The following is a 16,006-nucleotide window of genomic DNA, read 5'->3' as shown; positions in this document are numbered from 1 at the left end:
AAAGCTTTAAATATAAGGTTTTTAATAATATATTGCGAAATATTGCCCTATTGCTCATGAAATTTTTTCTGTTTTTTTTCTATTTACTGTTAGCTGCCTCCTTGTCCGCCAGGCAGCAAGCAGACGACCTTCATAAAAACGCAATCGTGATTGATTTGCATAATGATGTTCTTTCGGAATCAATTATCACGGGAAAAGATATAACAAAGCGATTGACCAAAGGTCATACGGACTTTCCAAGGTTGAAGAAAGGGGGGGTTGATGTACAATTCTTCTCGGTATGGTGCGACGGGAAAAAATTAAAGCCCTTTCAGTATGCAAATAGGCAAATAGATGCTTTGAATGAACTGATAGAACGGAATACAGACCAAATAATCCTTGCTAAAAGTGTAGGTGATATTTATAAAGGGGTGCAACAAGGTAAAATAGTAGCGATGCTCGGGGTAGAAGGGGGACATATGATTGAAAATCAGCTTAGCAATTTGGATAGCTTATACCGTAGGGGCGTACGCTATTTAACCTTAACATGGAATAATAGTACTGCGTGGGCCTCTTCGGCAGCTGATGAGCGGAAAGGAAAGCGTCGGGGGCTGACAGACTTTGGAAGGCAGGTGGTTAGGCGGATGAACGAATTAGGCATGGTAATTGACTTGTCGCATGTAGGAGAACAGACTTTTTATGATGTACTGAAGATTACGGATAAGCCGGTTTTTGTATCACATAGCGATGTTTATTCCATTAACCCACATTACCGAAACCTGACGGATCAACAGATCAAAGCTATTGCTAAAAATGGCGGGGTTATCGGCGTGAATTTTTATGCGGATTTTTTAGATCCAACTTTTCGCCGGAATGTAAGTTTGCTATATGCAAAGCATATCAGTTCGACGGATAGCCTGCCGGTAAGTATAGATAAAAAATATCGTCTGCTTCCTGTTCAAGTACGGCAACAAGTGGCACCACCGCTATCGCTCGTTGTGGATCATATCAATTATTTGGTACAAGTAGCTGGTATTGACCACGTGGGTATCGGTGCAGACTTTGATGGCATGGACGCTACCCCGGCAGGATTGGCCGATGTAGGTGAATACCCTCATCTAACCGAAGCACTTATTGCATGTGGTTACACCGATGAAATGATTAAAAAAATATGGGGCGGCAACGTGCTGCGTGTACTTCGCGCACAAGAGTGACGATATTATTTGTCGTTTCCTGTATCGCCCTTTTTGAGTCCCGGTTTAAACCGAGGCTTAAAGCCTAAAGGTTTAGCTTCAGTGCTCGCGGCGTTGTGCTCGGTGTCTGTATTCGGATTTGTATGAGGAACCTCAGCTTTTGCTTCGGGAGCCATATTTTTTTTATCCCCCTCAGCACCGGGATTGGATGTTTGTTGCGGTTTTTCCGTAGACGTTTTATTTGTAATACCGGCTTTGAATCTAGGCTTAAATCCCGTTGGCTTCGAAATAGTAGGCGATTCATTATCAGTCGATTTGTCGGACACATCTTTCGCATCTTTTGACTCGCCCTCCACCTTACTTGCTTGGTTTGAGGGGTGGCCAGGTTCTTTCCGCAGGTGTTCGGCTGCTGTTTTATCGGTAAGGCCAGCTTTGAACCTGGGTTTGAAGCCCATGGGTTTGGATAGGTCTTTTGGTTCACCGGTCTTCTGTGTTTCAGAAGGTTCCTCTGTTTTGCCTATTTTTTCAAGTTGCTTAGGCAGCGCAGGTTCTTCTTTTGGTATTGCCGTTTCCTTATTTGTTACGCCAGCTTTAAAACGGGGTTTAAAACCGGACGGCTTATTGACATGGTCGGTAGCTGGCGCTACAGTTGGAGGGGTATCCTCACCCTTTACAGATTGATCTTCTGCATGGTCTTCTTTGGAACGCGTGGTCTGTCCCGGTTTAAATCTAGGTTTGAAACCGGTGGGCGCTTTGCTTGCACTATCCGTATCCGTTTCGGGGTTCGGAGCGGGTTTTGCTTCTCCGGTAGGTGGAGTTGCTTTAAACCGCGGTTTAAAGCCGGTAGGTTTCGCGGCTTGCGGGGATTCTGCTGCAGCAATGGCCTTGTTTTCGTCCAAAGAAGAAGTGCTAATGGGCGCCTGAGATAGGCCAACCTCTTCTTTGAGATGATAGCTTTTCCGTAAGCGGTTAAACCAGAATTTCTTTGTATGGTCGAAGCTCTTTTCGCCCATTAGCTCAAAATGACTTTTGAACTCTCTATACAATTGAGGTTCCACCTTCTCTAATTGGCGAAGGTCTATCCTTTTTTTTATAAAGAAATCTTCGAAAGTCATTCTTTTAGTATTAAGTATCTAGTATCAGGTATCAAGTATCGGGTATCAAGTACCCAAGTATCATTCTGGCTACTTACCTGCCTGCCGGCAGGTGTCTTTTATCTTGATACTACTAATTAAACCATATTATGATACACCGCTTGTACGTCGTCGTCTTCCTCAATCTTATCGATGAGTTTCATCACTTCTGCAGAAGCCTCTTCCGAAACTTCAGTTGTAGAGAGGTTAATGCGCTCTAATTTAGCACTTTTTACGTCAATGCCCTTTTCTTCTAATAGTTTTTGCATATTGCCGAAGTCCTCGAAAGACGTTTGTACTACCACAATGTCGTTTCCTTCTTCGTCTGCTTCGACGTAGAGTTCCTCCAGGCCGCCATCGATTAACTCCAATTCCAGTTCTTCTAAATTCAGGTCTTCTGTCGCCGCAAAACGAAAGATTGACTTGCGTTGAAAGATAAAGTCAAGTGAGCCCGTTTTACCTAAAGAACCGCCTGCTTTAGTGAAATAGCTTCTGATATTAGCCACTGTTCTATTGGTATTGTCAGTGGCTGTTTCGATTAAAATGGGTACTCCATGTGGGCCATAGCCCTCATAAACATGCTCTTCGTAACCTTTGGCGTCTTTCTCAGATGCACGTTTGATCGCAGCTTCTATCCGATCTTTCGGCATGTTGACCGCCTTCGCGTTCTGTATAGCCGTGCGAAGACGTGAGTTGGACTCCGGATGAGGTCCGCTCTCTTTAACAGCGATGGCGATTTCCTTTCCAAGGCGTGTAAATTGGACCGCCATCTTGGCCCAGCGTTTAAATTTTCTTTCTTTTCTAAACTCAAATGCTCTTCCCATATAATGTATATTAAGTGGTTTCTAAATTTTGTTTTAGGTTTTTTATCATCTCCTCTGTCATTGCCTTGAGATTAAATTGTGGGTTCCAGCCCCAATCTTTTCGAGCATATTCATCATTGATGGAAGAAGGCCAGCCATCTGCAATTGCCTGGCGTGGATCATTATTCGAGTAGGAAATGGAAAATTCGGGAACATGTACTTTAATTGCTTCAGCTAATTCCGCCGGCGTGAAACTCAGGCCTGTCAAATTATAACTACTTCGGATTGTTAAATTTTCAGCAGGTGCATCCATTAATTGAAGTGTACCTTGGATTGCATCCTCCATATAAAGCATTGGTAAGCGAGTTTCGGCAGAGAGGAAGCACTCATAGGTTCCTTTACTCAAAGCTTCATGAAAAATGTGAATAGCATAATCCGTAGTGCCTCCGCCCGGAGCAGCCTTCCAGCTTATTAAACCTGGATATCGGATGCTACGAACGTCTAGGCCATATTTATTGAAATAATACTCGCACCAACGTTCACCGGCCTGTTTGCTGAGGCCATATACCGTACTTGGATCCATGATGCAATATTGAGGAGTTTCCTCTTTAGGTGAATGGGGTCCAAAAACAGCGATGGAACTTGGCCAGAACACTTTGTCAACGCGGTATGTTACGGAGAGATCCAATACATTCAGTAGACCGGTCATATTTAAATCCCAGGCCAATTTGGGATTTTGTTCACCAACAGCAGACAACACAGCAGCCAAAAGATAAACTTGTGTTGGTTTGTACTTTTCGAATAGAGATTGCAGTAGTTCTTTGTCAAGAACATTCACAATTTCAAAAGGACCCTGCGATGGGGTATTAGGTTGCCTTATATCTGATGTTACTACACTTTTTTCTCCATATTTTAATCGCAAAGCAGTTGCTAATTCCGTTCCGATTTGCCCGTTAGACCCGATAATGATAATGCTTTCTTCCATCGCCCACAAACTTAGATAAATTGCCTTTCATATGCAACTGAGTAGTGAGGTGTGCAGGGAAATCGCTTTTTAAAAAAGACCGGTTTTTTTATTCAACTTTTCAAACATACGAGTTGAGCAAACCGAAGAACGTAGTGATGAGTTCATGAACACCTTTAAAAATAAACAAGAGTGAATAAATCAAGGCGGTGTAGGCTACTTTGCACCTGATGGCAAAGCATCACTGGCGCGTATTGGAGCCGTTTCACTTCCTCAATCCGCTTGGATACTGCCATATGAGCAGAGGAGCAAATGCTTTGCTGCTCGTTGCGTCGGTATCCTTCAAGGCCGTTTATCCGACACTCGGGGCCCAGTGGCTGCCCGCAAAAGCTCTTCGTTCAGCTGAAATATCGCCTAGGAAGTTTGCGGCTTGCAGGTTGAAGCACCACCATCGTAGCAAAGTTCCAAGCGATGAGTCTTTGGTTACTTTCTGCGGAAGAAAGTGACAAAAAAAACGTTCTTTTGATATGTTAACTATTGTTTGCCTAAAATTTGGTTGCCAATACGCAACTCATGCGATATTTTTTTATACCATCAACGGAGTTGTAAACTTCTACATAAACGAGGTAAATACCCACGGGAAGTCGCTGACCTGTATCGCTAACACCATCCCAAAATAGTGTGCCACTTGTACCAAGTAAATGGTTCCGGTATAAGGTTTTTACCAGCATTCCCTGTTCATTATATAGGTAGACATTCACCATATTACCGCTTTGCTGAAATCGATAATTGATTTGCAATATATCTTCGAATCCGTCATAGTCAGGTGAAAATGTCTTTGAGCTAAGCCAGATAGCGTCATGCTGCTCAGTACGTTGCTGTGAGTTTCTGTATCCCGGTGTAGCATAACCCACCGAAGCCGCTGCGGAAGTGAAATTGCCCGGTTTATTGGTGTCTTCCTCAAAACTTTGTCTTTCCAAAGAAACTCCTTTCGGATTCTTTACCAGTGGATGGTGCATGCCTTCATGATAGTCGAGTCGGTCAATGATCGTTTGGCCGTTTATAATTGCGATTGATCCGCCTGTATTGGGTAATTGAGGCATTGCCGCTATATCAATGAAAGCTGTTGGGTTTTCGGTATAATAATGATCTTTAACGATATTACCATCTTTACTTAGTACCATATATTGTTTAGGGTAAAAGGGTGTCTCTTTGGTCGCAAGAGGTCGGACGTTGATTAGACTATCCTTGTCAATAACGCGAGCGATCTGTAAGCTTTTTAAATCGATGGTTTTTTCCGACCGGTTATACACTTCAACAAACTCCACACCACTGGCTTTTGGATCGGGAAGTATCTCATTGATCAATATATCAAGTGGCTCTACCTGAGCGTGTAGTGTCGCGGTTAGTAAAGACAATAAGGATGAAGCTAATATAAGACAGATCTTATTCATTATCCAGGTTGTGGTTTGGTTTATTTCAGATGAGCTAAGATAAAAAGCTTGGTTGAGGAGGGCAAACGTTCAATCGCTTGACAAGAAGAATGAACGAACTGAACAAGGTGTTTTCGAAAAAATGAACTTTGAAGAAGCTGATCGCTAAAAACATTCCTCTTTTTAACTTTAAAATTCGTATGTTTGAAGGTTAAAAAATAATGATTCATTAAAATTTACTATTAAAACAAAAATTTAAAACAAAACAATGAAAATTGCAGTCGTTGGCGCTACCGGGCTTGTCGGTTCGGAGATGTTAAAAGTTTTAGCAGAGCGCAATTTCCCAGTAACAGAATTGATTCCGGTAGCCTCTGAAAAAAGTAAGGGTAAGGAAATTGAATTCAAGGGAAAGAAGTATAAGGTGGTTACACCCGACGAGGCAATAGACTTGAAGCCGCAAATCGCTTTATTTTCTGCCGGCGGAGGAACGTCGACGGCGTATGCACCTCAATTTGCTGCGGCAGGAATTACTGTAATTGATAACTCATCTGCATGGCGTATGGACCCTACAAAAAAACTGGTCGTTCCGGAAGTGAACGCGCATGTACTCGCATCAGATGATAAAATTATAGCAAATCCAAACTGCTCAACCATTCAGATGGTTGTCGTATTGAAACCTCTTCATGAGAAATATAAAATAAAACGTGTTGTCGTTTCCACCTATCAATCGGTAACAGGAACAGGGGTGAAAGCGGTACAGCAGCTCAACGATGAACGAGCAGGCAAAGATGGAGAAAAGGCTTATCCTTATCAAATTGACCTTAATGTGATTCCTCAGATCGATGTATTCCAAGATAACGGTTACACAAAAGAGGAGATGAAAATGATTAAGGAGACGAATAAGATAATGGGGGATGATAATATCCGCGTGACCGCTACTACGGTGCGCATCCCGGTGATGGGAGGGCATTCTGAATCTGTCAATATTGAATTTGAGAATGACTTTGATTTAAATGAGGTAAGAGATCTACTTGCAAAGCAAACCGGTGTTATCGTCGTGGATGATCCGGCTAATTTGAAGTATCCAATGCCAAAAGACGCTCATGGAAAAGATGAAGTGTTTGTTGGACGTATCCGTAGGGATGAGAGCCAGGAAAAGACACTTAATTTGTGGATTGTGGCGGATAACTTGCGTAAAGGAGCTGCTACCAACGCCGTCCAAATTGCCGAATATTTAGTGAAGCAAGGCTTGGCTTAATGCCAATAGAAAATAAAAATAAAAGGAAGATGCTTGAAAGCCATCTTCCTTTTTTATTTTTGGTGCGTCAGCATAATAAACAAAACAATGAACAAGGCCTTCTTGAGAACCCTTTTTACAATTACCTGTTTGCTTCAATTTATATTTGGAGCCGAAATTGTAACCGCCAATGAAAAGGATACATTGCGTATTATTACCTATAATATTCATCATGCTAACCCACCGTCAAAGCCGGGACTTATCGATTTAGAGGCCATAGCAGCGGTTATTAATCAAAATAAGCCGGATTTAGTTGCTTTACAGGAGGTGGATGTAAATAACCGGCGATCGGGTAAAAACCTGAACGAAGCGGCAGCATTGGGAAGCTTGACAGGGATGCATCATCATTTTGTAAAGGCCATCGACTACGAAGGGGGTGCTTATGGTGTTGCCATACTATCTAAGTGGCCTATACAACAAAAGGATAGCTTAATATTACCAATGGCTGAAGGAAGTAATGGCGAACCTCGCGTACTCGCCATTGTAGCAGTAGAGCCGAAGCCCGGTAAACCGCTTGTGTTTGCCAGCACACATCTAGACCTAAAGGAGCAGAACCGGCTGTTGCAAGCAGAGGCCATCGTTAAGAAATTGAGCACCTATTCTCAACCCGTTATTTTAGGGGGCGATTTTAATGCAAAACCGGAATCCGACGTAATTAATCATTTTGATACCTACTTTTCAAGGAGTAAAACTAGCGGTAGTGCTGCTTTTACAATTCCTGAGGTAAATCCCGATCGGGAAATTGATTTTATTATGTTCAGACCGAAAAAGCGCTTTCAGTCGGTACGGCACGAGGTGATTAAAGAGCCTTATGCCTCCGATCACCTCCCCGTAATGGTTGAATTGACTTATTGAGCGGAAAATAACTAAAGCAAAGATGGTGTTAAGTAATGCTATAAGCATACGATTTTGGTTGATTTTGATCGTTTTTTCATTGACAACTCAATCGTATGCCCAATCCCTGGAACAGAAAATAAATATCGCTTATCAACAGTTTGAAAGTAATCCGAACCTGAAGTATGGAACGGCATCACTTACCGTATTAGACGCTAAAACCGGTTCCGTTATCTTTTCTAAGAACGGAAATACAGGGCTAGCTACAGCCTCCACCCTGAAGACGATCACTTCTGCTGCTGCGTTTTACCTGTTGGGAGCAGATTACACGTATCAAACAGAATTGTACTATACCGGTCAGGTTGTAGATGGTATCTTAAACGGCGATCTAGTTATTAAAGGAAGTGGCGACCCCTCTTTAGGTAGTGACCGATTTGAGCAAACAAAGGAATCCCTGTTGTTAACACAATGGACTCATGCTATTGTGAATGCAGGGATCAAGAAAATAAACGGTAGTATTATCGGTGACGATTTGTTATATGGAGGACAAAAGGCTGGTCCGCGATGGATTTGGCAGGATTTAGGAAGTTATTATGGCGCGGGGATATCTGGGTTAAATTGGCGAGAAAATTTAGTGGACGTTCATATACTCCCGGGCCGACAGGTAGGAGCTGTCACAACCCTGCAGTCGACGGTGCCTAATGTATCGTATTTAAAAATCGTTAATGAATCTACTACGGGTAGCCCCGGTTCGGGAGATAAAGTCTATCCCTACAGTGCACCCTATTCGTCGCTCATATATCTGCGGGGTACTTACGGGATTGATTTAAAAAAGCCTATTCAGATCGCGCTTCCGGATGCCGCTTACGACGCAGCGCTAAGATTACAGTTGAATTTGGAACGCCAAGGTGTAAGCGTACGACAACCTGCTACTAGTGGCAAATTGCTTAAGCTATCGGGAAAGGAAGTGCCATCAGCAGGTAGGACATTGTTTATCCACCAATCTCCAACCTTAAAAGATCTTGTTTATTGGTTCAATCAAAAAAGTATCAATTTGTATGGTGAGGCACTCCTAAAGACGATCGCTCAACAAAAAGGGTCTGTGTTGGACACGGACGACGCGGCTGATACAATGCGCGACTTTTGGGTTAACAAACTAGGATTGGAAAAAGGGTCGATGAGAATATTTGATGGTAGTGGCCTCTCGCCCGAAAATCGTGTCACAACAATGGCCATGGCAAAAATTTTGACCTCTATTAAAAGAGAACCTTGGTTTAGCGACTATTATAAAAGTATCCCTGTTTATAATGGCATGAAGATGAAGAGCGGTACGATTGGCGGTGTACTGGGGTACACTGGATATCAAAAAGCATCTAATGGAACCGAGCTTGTGTTTAGCTTGCTCGTGAACAACTATGAAGGTACCGCTTATAATATGCGACAGCAGATGTTTAGATTACTGAATGCATTGAAGTAGTTAGAAAGTAAAAAGTAAAAAGTAAAAAGTAAAAAGTAAAAAGTAAAAAGTAAATTTTACTAACAACTAACAACTAACAACTAACAACTAACAACTAACAACTAACAACTAACAAACAACTTATAGCCAAAAAATGCTATCTTTGCATCATCATGAGTTATCAACTGCGCGTTTCAATTGATAAGGATTCCGGCTTTTGCTTTGGAGTGGTTTATGCCATTGACATGGCAGAGGAAATCTTGGAAGAGGAGGGATATCTCTATTGTTTGGGGGATATTGTTCATAATGATGAGGAAGTAGCCCGCCTAAAAGCCAAGGGGCTGCGCATCATTTCCCATGAAGATCTACCTAAGCTCCGGAATGAAAAGGTTTTAATCAGAGCGCACGGAGAATCTCCTGAGACCTATAAAATAGCTCTGGAGAATAATATAACCTTGATTGATGCATCTTGTCCTGTGGTGCTAAAATTGCAGAACAGGATTAAGACATCTTACGACGATAAAGAGCGCATTCTCATCTTCGGCAAACATGGACACGCAGAAGTGATTGGCCTGCAAGGTCAGACAAATAATGAAGCAATCGTTTTTCAAGATCTGGAAGAACTTGACGCGCTTGAGTTGCCTGGTAAGTTTACCTTATATAGCCAAACGACAAAAAGTACCGATAAATTTTATCAAATTAAAGATGAGCTGTTAAAGCGGGGATACGAAGTGAAAGCAAATGATACGATTTGCAGACAAGTATCCAATCGTTATGAAGATCTGGCTAAGTTTGCAAAACAATTTAATAGAATTGTTTTTGTGTCGGGCAGAAAATCGTCTAATGGCAAGGTCCTTTATGATGTTTGTCTAAGAAATAATCCAAAAAGTATATTTATCTCTGATCCTGCAGAACTGGATGCTTCTATGTTTGGCCCAAATGAGACTATTGGCGTTTGTGGGGCTACATCAACACCTATGTGGTTAATGCAAAAAGTGAAAGAACAGTTGGAGCGTTTTTAATCGTCCGATCTTTCCATGTATCCCATTATCATATAAAGCTCACATTCATTTTTGATTAAAACCAAAGCGAATACAAATTTGTAATTTTGGGATGGAGTAATGATGCAAAATATGGCACAGGTTTTGGCGTAAAGGTCTAACTTGTCTGCAAGGACAGACTTTTACTTTACCAGTAAATGTTGTGCTGACTGCTCTTGATTGTGTAGGGAGGGATTTAAAACACTAAAATTTACAGATGAAAGCAAAAAAAGGCGTGTTGTTGATTAATCTGGGAACGCCTGATAGTCCTAAGGTACCTGACGTTCGGCGATATCTAGATGAGTTTTTGATGGATGGTCGGGTGATTGATATCGGTGTAATCCAGCGAAATCTCTTGGTACGGGGAATTATTGTTCCTTTCAGGAGTCCAAAGACTGCTAAGTTATACAATGAGATTTGGGATAAGGAAAAAGGTTCCCCACTGCTTTACATCAGTGAAGAACAGGTAGCTTTATTGCGCGAGGAACTGAGCGACGAGTACCAGATTGAACTCGCGATGCGTTACCAAAACCCTTCTATCGAACAGGCATTGGAAAAGCTTCGTTTAGCTATGGTTGACAGTATTCGCGTCATCCCCTTGTTTCCACAGTATGCATCCGCTACCACTGGGTCTGTGATTGAAAAGGTAATGCGCCTAATGAGTACGTGGCCAACCTTTCCGGAAATATCATTTGTCAATCAGTTCTATGATAACGAGTTGATGATCGAAGCTTTTGCCGACAATGGCAGATTAAAGAAACCTGAAACTTTCGATCATGTACTATTTAGCTTTCATGGCTTACCGATTAGGCAATTGAAGAACGTTGACAATTCCGGTAATCACGGTTGTGATGCCCCCAATTGCTGTGCGCAGATAAGCTCAACGAATAAATTTTGCTATGTTGCGCAATGTCATGCAACAGCACGGTTGATTGCGGAAAAGCTTCATATAGCTCCTGAAAAGTACACTGTCTGTTTTCAATCAAGATTAGGAAAGGAGCCGTGGGTTCAGCCCTATACGAGCGATGCGCTGGAGAAACTAGCCCATGAAGGTGCAAAAAGACTGCTGGTTTTCAGTCCGGCATTTGTTGCCGACTGTATAGAAACATTATATGAAATAACCGTAGAATACGGGCAAGAATTTAAGAAGCTAGGTGGAGAACATGTCGAATTGGTGCCAAGCTTAAATACCCATCCAAAATGGATAGAGGCATTAAAACAAATGGTACTCGGCGAGCAGGCAAACATACCCAATATGCAGCTTGGAGAAACAGTTGTGAATAAGTAGGATTTGAATGGGTGTGCCCGATAGGGCCGGAAAGGATTTAAATATGAGACTGATCGTTATTAATGCCTTTATACTGCTTTTAATTGATTTTTATATTTATTATGCACTTCAAAAAAGCACCATTCGATGGGCTAAAGCACGTTTTTTTAAAGCTGTTTGGTGGGGATATAGTATCGCTTTGTTCATTGGTGTTCTGGCGAGCTTATACTTCAGCCTTCCTTTGATTGTTCGATCCATTATATTGGTTGCTTTTTTCTTGACCTTTACCAGTAAGATTTTTTATGTACTAGTCTTGCTTGTAGATGATTTTAGGAGAGGCGGCGTGTGGATGACAAGAAAGATATTTGGCAGAAAAGGTGAATCGGAAGCGACGAAGCTTTCTGCGGAAACCGTTTCAACTAATGCTGATCGTATTAGTCGATCACAATTCCTAACTAGAGCTGGTATTGTTGTTGCTGCTGTGCCCTTTGCCACCTTGAGTTGGGGAATTGCTGTGGGAGGCTATGATTATAGGGTGAGACGACAGAAACTTTATTTGCCGAATTTGCCTAAAGCCTTTCACGGATTAACGATTGGGCAAATATCGGATATCCATTCAGGAAGCTTTTATAATAAAACGGCCGTTCAGGGAGGCATTGATATGCTACTTGCCGAAAAACCGGATGTCATTTTTTTTACCGGCGATTTAGTTAATAATAAGGCCGATGAAATGCGCAATTATCAGGACTTATTTAGTAAAGTGAAGGCACCTTTGGGCGTTTATTCGACATTGGGGAACCACGATTATGGAGATTATTTCTATGGGAAGGAGGATAGCCCCGAGAAACGTAAAAACTTACAGCAGGTGAAGGACATCCATAGGATTATGGGGTGGGATTTACTTTTGAATGAACATAGAAAATTGCGTGTTGATAATGAAGAGATTGGTATATTAGGAGTGGAAAATTGGGGAACCGGCAGATTCCCTAAGTATGGACGAATTGATTTAGCAAAAAAAGGTACGGAAGACCTGCCTGTAAAACTTTTATTATCGCACGATCCGTCCCATTGGCGAGCTCAAGTATTAAATAATAAGGATATCGATGTCATGTTTGCCGGCCACACACACGGTATGCAATTTGGTATTCGAGGAGATCGTTATCAGTGGAGCCCTGCAAAATACGTTTATAAAGAATGGGCGGGACTTTATACAGATGGTAACCAACAACTGTACGTTAATGTGGGGTATGGTTTTTTAGGTTATCCTGGTCGCGTTGGCATTTTGCCTGAAATCACCATTTTTGAACTAGTAAGTGAGTCTCCGGCTGTAACATAATCCTTATTTGCATGTCTTAATAGCAAATCGTTTGAGATTATGTCAGTAAAGATGCCCTATCGAGAAAATATCCGGCTTTCGTTGGAGTCCATTGCTAGCAATAAATTGCGTACTTTTTTGACCGCCTTGATCATAGCAATCGGTATCACCGCCCTGGTAGGCATTCTTACCTCCATTGATGCTATTCAAAACTCATTAAAAGATTCGTTCTCAGCAATGGGAGCCAATTCCTTTAATATTAGGAATAGAGGAATCAACGTACAAATCGGAGGCAGCGGTACAAGACCTAAAGTTTTCAAAAAAATATCCTATCGTGAAGCCTTGGCCTTCCAAAAGAAATTCGATTATGGTGCCATTGTTTCCATTAGCGCCTATGCTTCCAATTTTGCGGTTGTGAAGTACGGGAGCGAACAGTCAAATCCAAACATATCCATATTGGGAGGTGATGATCATTATTTGCAAACCGGGGGGTATAAATTGGAAAGCGGTCGAAACTTTACCCAGCGCGAGTTGGAAACCGGATCCAATGTGGTGATTATCGGGAGTGAAATAAAAAAACGTTTGTTTAAAGAGGGGCAAGACCCCTTGAACAAAATGCTGGTTATCGGTAATGCAAAATATTTAATTATAGGCGTGTTGGAAGACAAAGGATCCAGTGCCGGCATGGGGGCTGATAAGACCTGTATCATCCCCTTGTTGCGTGCGCGAGCTGTAGTGCAGGGGGAAATGCCTTCTTATACTATTACGGTAATGAGTAGCAACGCGCAGGGGATAGACCCAACAATTGGGGAAGCAACCGCTTTATTTAGAAATATTCGTGGATTGGCAGTTACACAGGAAAATAATTTTGAGATCACCAAAAGCGATGCTGTTGCCCAAATACTGGTTAGTAGTCTTACCTATGTCGCCGTGGGGGCCTTTGTGATCGGCATTATTACATTAATAGGTGCTTCCATTGGCTTAATGAATATTATGCTTGTTTCCGTAACCGAGCGTACGCGGGAAATCGGAGTTCGAAAGGCAATCGGCGCCACGCCAAAAGTGATACGAATGCAATTTTTGACGGAAGCGATAGTAATCTGTTTACTTGGAGGGATAGGCGGTATATTGCTCGGTATTTTAATTGGTAATATCGTAGCGGTGGTTGTAGGAACGAGTTTTGTCGTGCCATGGAAATGGATAATAATGGGGATTGTTGTCTGCGTGGGCGTCGGTATGATCTCGGGTTTTTATCCGGCTTCTAAGGCATCAAAACTAGACCCGATCGAGGCGTTACGCTACGAATAAGTGCCGAGAATTAAAAAAACTTGTGAAAAAAAGCAAGTTTATCTATGTTTATCTCATGGAAGAGATAAATTGGCATGATTTTGAAAAAGTAGAACTACGTGTAGGTACGATTGTAACAGCGGAAGACTTTCCGAAAGCTCGAAAGCCGGCTTATAAGTTAACCATTGATTTTGGGTCCGAAATAGGCATTCGAAAAAGCAGCGCGCAAATCACTAAACATTATACAAAAGAAGAATTGCCCGGCAGGCAAATTATTGGTGTTGTAAACTTTCCCAAAAAGCAGATCGCCAATTTTATATCTGAATGCTTAGTTACCGGATTTGCTGACGAAAATGGAGATATTGTTTTATCCACTGTTGCATCAAGGGTACCAAATGGTGCCAAACTGATGTGAGGCTTTAGTAATAGCCTTGTAACACGGAATCTTGAATTTGTTAGTAGTGAATTAATCAACGGATAGTGGCTGGCCGACAGTCTAGCTTAAAACCTGCGGTCGAAAGAGAAGATAAATGAAATATATAAATTTTGAAGATACAAGTGATTCCGTATCGGACGAATTCTTTATGAAGGAAGCTTTGCGCGAAGCCCAGAAAGCTTTTGATGCAGACGAGGTTCCTATTGGAGCCGTCATTGTACATGATGGTAAAATTATAGCGCGGGGGCATAACTTAACAGAAACACTGAATGATGTAACTGCTCATGCAGAAATGCAGGCCTTCACAGCCGCTGCGAATTACATTGGGGGTAAATATTTAAAAGATTGCACCCTCTATGTTACAATAGAACCTTGCGTTATGTGTGCGGGAGCATCCTATTGGTCTCAGATTAAGCGAATCGTTTTTGGCGCACGGGATGAAAAGAGAGGATACGCTACGATTTCAAAAGATATTGTCCATCCGAAAACTACGGTAGTAAGTGGTATTATGGAAGAGACGTGTCGGGAATTAATGCAACGATTTTTTCAGTTGAAAAGACGATAGTCTAAATTGTTAGCTGTGAACAAGGGAGAAGGGAATAGCTGTTCAAAATCCCAATTGATAATCGGACGAGTAAAACATGTTCCCTACTAACATGTTCCCAAGTTCACATCTCTATCTATTGTCATCTCCTTATAAAAACTTAATTCATAAGAACAATTCGGAGCATATATCGTTATATTTGTGTACAACAATCAGAAAATTAAAAAACATAAAATTATGGCTTTTTCACTTCCTGCGTTACCATACGCATCCGATGCATTAGAACCACATATTGATAAAGAAACCATGGAAATTCACCATGGAAAACATCACCAGGCATATGTTGATAATTTAAATAAAGCAATTGCCGGAACTGATGCGGAATCGCTTTCTATTGAAGAAATCATAAAGAATATTTCAAAATATCCTGCTGCGGTTCGAAACAACGGCGGAGGGCACTATAATCACTCCTTATTTTGGACCATATTGTCGCCTGATGCGCAAACTACTCCGAGTGGTGAGTTGGCTACCGCTATTGATGAAACATTTGGTTCTTTCGACGAATTAAAGAAAAAACTTCAGGATGCCGGAGCAACGCGCTTCGGTTCCGGCTGGTCGTGGTTGGTTGTAGATGCCTCCGGAAAGTTGCAGGTAACGTCGACACCAAATCAGGACAGTCCATTGATGGACGTTGCAGAAGTTAAGGGAACACCAATCTTAGGTATTGATGTTTGGGAACATGCCTATTATTTGAAATATCAAAACAAACGCCCTGCTTACTTAGAGGCAATTTTTAATGTTATCTGCTGGAAATCAGTTGGCGAGCGTTACGCCAATGCCAAAAAATAATGGCTCATTTGGATTTTCAAAGATTTAAAAACATGCGAAGAAGCAGTGTTTGCCTAGGCAGCACTGCTTTTTTTAATCGTGAAAGATCGGCACAGTGCTCCGGATTTATGGTTGCACAAAGTTGTTGTCACATCTGCCTGACAGCGATGAATGGCATCGCCAACATAAAACACAAA

16 protein-coding genes are annotated in these 16,006 nt (G+C 41.8%); 12 read left to right on the top strand and 4 right to left on the bottom strand.

Annotated elements, in window-relative coordinates:
* Window positions 1–56: 56 nt before the first annotated feature.
* Window positions 57–1,193 (top strand): dipeptidase, encoded by a 1,137-nt coding sequence (locus FKG96_RS02355; RefSeq protein ID WP_130854789.1) that lies wholly within the window; start codon window positions 57–59, stop codon window positions 1,191–1,193.
* Between the two features lie 5 nt (window positions 1,194–1,198).
* On the opposite strand, the gene FKG96_RS02350 is transcribed toward FKG96_RS02355, so the two are convergent.
* The 3 genes from FKG96_RS02350 to FKG96_RS02340 form a co-directional block, all read right to left on the bottom strand.
* Window positions 1,199–2,287 carry a hypothetical protein gene (locus FKG96_RS02350; protein WP_130854790.1) on the bottom strand — a complete coding sequence of 363 codons (1,089 nt, stop codon included), beginning with the start codon at window positions 2,285–2,287 and terminating at the stop codon, window positions 1,199–1,201.
* Window positions 2,288–2,403: 116 nt separating this feature from the next.
* Entirely contained in the window at window positions 2,404–3,129 is a 726-nt protein-coding gene (locus FKG96_RS02345; protein ID WP_013664377.1) for a YebC/PmpR family DNA-binding transcriptional regulator, read from the bottom strand.
* A 10-nt stretch (window positions 3,130–3,139) separates the two neighbouring features.
* Window positions 3,140–4,093: an NAD-dependent epimerase/dehydratase family protein gene (locus FKG96_RS02340; RefSeq protein WP_130854791.1), complete on the bottom strand. Its 954-nt coding sequence runs from the start codon at window positions 4,091–4,093 to the stop codon at window positions 3,140–3,142.
* Window positions 4,094–4,302: 209 nt separating this feature from the next.
* Between FKG96_RS02340 and FKG96_RS02335 the strand changes: the two genes are divergently transcribed.
* On the top strand, window positions 4,303–4,578 hold the full coding sequence (locus FKG96_RS02335; RefSeq protein WP_130854792.1) for a hypothetical protein: 276 nt from the start codon (window positions 4,303–4,305) through the stop codon (window positions 4,576–4,578).
* A gap of 39 nt (window positions 4,579–4,617) precedes the next feature.
* On the opposite strand, the gene FKG96_RS02330 is transcribed toward FKG96_RS02335, so the two are convergent.
* Window positions 4,618–5,526, bottom strand: a complete 909-nt coding sequence (locus tag FKG96_RS02330) for a lamin tail domain-containing protein (protein ID WP_130854793.1) — start codon at window positions 5,524–5,526, stop codon at window positions 4,618–4,620.
* Between the two features lie 247 nt (window positions 5,527–5,773).
* Between FKG96_RS02330 and FKG96_RS02325 the strand changes: the two genes are divergently transcribed.
* The 10 genes from FKG96_RS02325 (at window position 5,774) to FKG96_RS02280 (ending at window position 15,830) form a co-directional block, all read left to right on the top strand.
* Entirely contained in the window at window positions 5,774–6,763 is a 990-nt protein-coding gene (locus FKG96_RS02325; RefSeq protein ID WP_013664373.1) for an aspartate-semialdehyde dehydrogenase, read from the top strand.
* A gap of 87 nt (window positions 6,764–6,850) precedes the next feature.
* Window positions 6,851–7,657: an endonuclease/exonuclease/phosphatase family protein gene (locus FKG96_RS02320; RefSeq protein ID WP_013664372.1), complete on the top strand. Its 807-nt coding sequence runs from the start codon at window positions 6,851–6,853 to the stop codon at window positions 7,655–7,657.
* Between the two features lie 22 nt (window positions 7,658–7,679).
* Entirely contained in the window at window positions 7,680–9,113 is a 1,434-nt protein-coding gene (dacB, locus tag FKG96_RS02315) for a D-alanyl-D-alanine carboxypeptidase/D-alanyl-D-alanine-endopeptidase (protein ID WP_130854794.1), read from the top strand.
* A gap of 152 nt (window positions 9,114–9,265) precedes the next feature.
* Entirely contained in the window at window positions 9,266–10,114 is an 849-nt protein-coding gene (locus FKG96_RS02310; RefSeq protein ID WP_130854795.1) for a 4-hydroxy-3-methylbut-2-enyl diphosphate reductase, read from the top strand.
* Window positions 10,115–10,349: 235 nt separating this feature from the next.
* Window positions 10,350–11,420, top strand: a complete 1,071-nt coding sequence (gene hemH, locus FKG96_RS02305; protein WP_013664369.1) for a ferrochelatase — start codon at window positions 10,350–10,352, stop codon at window positions 11,418–11,420.
* 43 nt (window positions 11,421–11,463) lie between these two features.
* Window positions 11,464–12,735: a metallophosphoesterase gene (locus tag FKG96_RS02300; protein ID WP_242627118.1), complete on the top strand. Its 1,272-nt coding sequence runs from the start codon at window positions 11,464–11,466 to the stop codon at window positions 12,733–12,735.
* A gap of 39 nt (window positions 12,736–12,774) precedes the next feature.
* Window positions 12,775–14,022 carry an ABC transporter permease gene (locus FKG96_RS02295; RefSeq protein WP_013664367.1) on the top strand — a complete coding sequence of 416 codons (1,248 nt, stop codon included), beginning with the start codon at window positions 12,775–12,777 and terminating at the stop codon, window positions 14,020–14,022.
* Window positions 14,023–14,077: 55 nt separating this feature from the next.
* Window positions 14,078–14,416: a tRNA-binding protein gene (locus FKG96_RS02290; RefSeq protein WP_013664366.1), complete on the top strand. Its 339-nt coding sequence runs from the start codon at window positions 14,078–14,080 to the stop codon at window positions 14,414–14,416.
* 115 nt (window positions 14,417–14,531) lie between these two features.
* Entirely contained in the window at window positions 14,532–15,002 is a 471-nt protein-coding gene (locus tag FKG96_RS02285) for a nucleoside deaminase (protein ID WP_013664365.1), read from the top strand.
* A 216-nt stretch (window positions 15,003–15,218) separates the two neighbouring features.
* A complete protein-coding gene (locus tag FKG96_RS02280) occupies window positions 15,219–15,830 on the top strand; it encodes a superoxide dismutase (protein ID WP_013664364.1) in 612 nt (203 codons plus the stop codon).
* Window positions 15,831–16,006 lie beyond the last annotated feature (176 nt).

The sequence above is a fragment of the Olivibacter sp. LS-1 genome (genome assembly GCF_008245145.1).
GTDB classification, from domain to species: domain Bacteria; phylum Bacteroidota; class Bacteroidia; order Sphingobacteriales; family Sphingobacteriaceae; genus Olivibacter; species Olivibacter oleidegradans.
The sequence above is the reverse complement of the archived record's forward strand: the minus strand, read 5'-3'. Positions and strand labels throughout refer to the sequence as shown.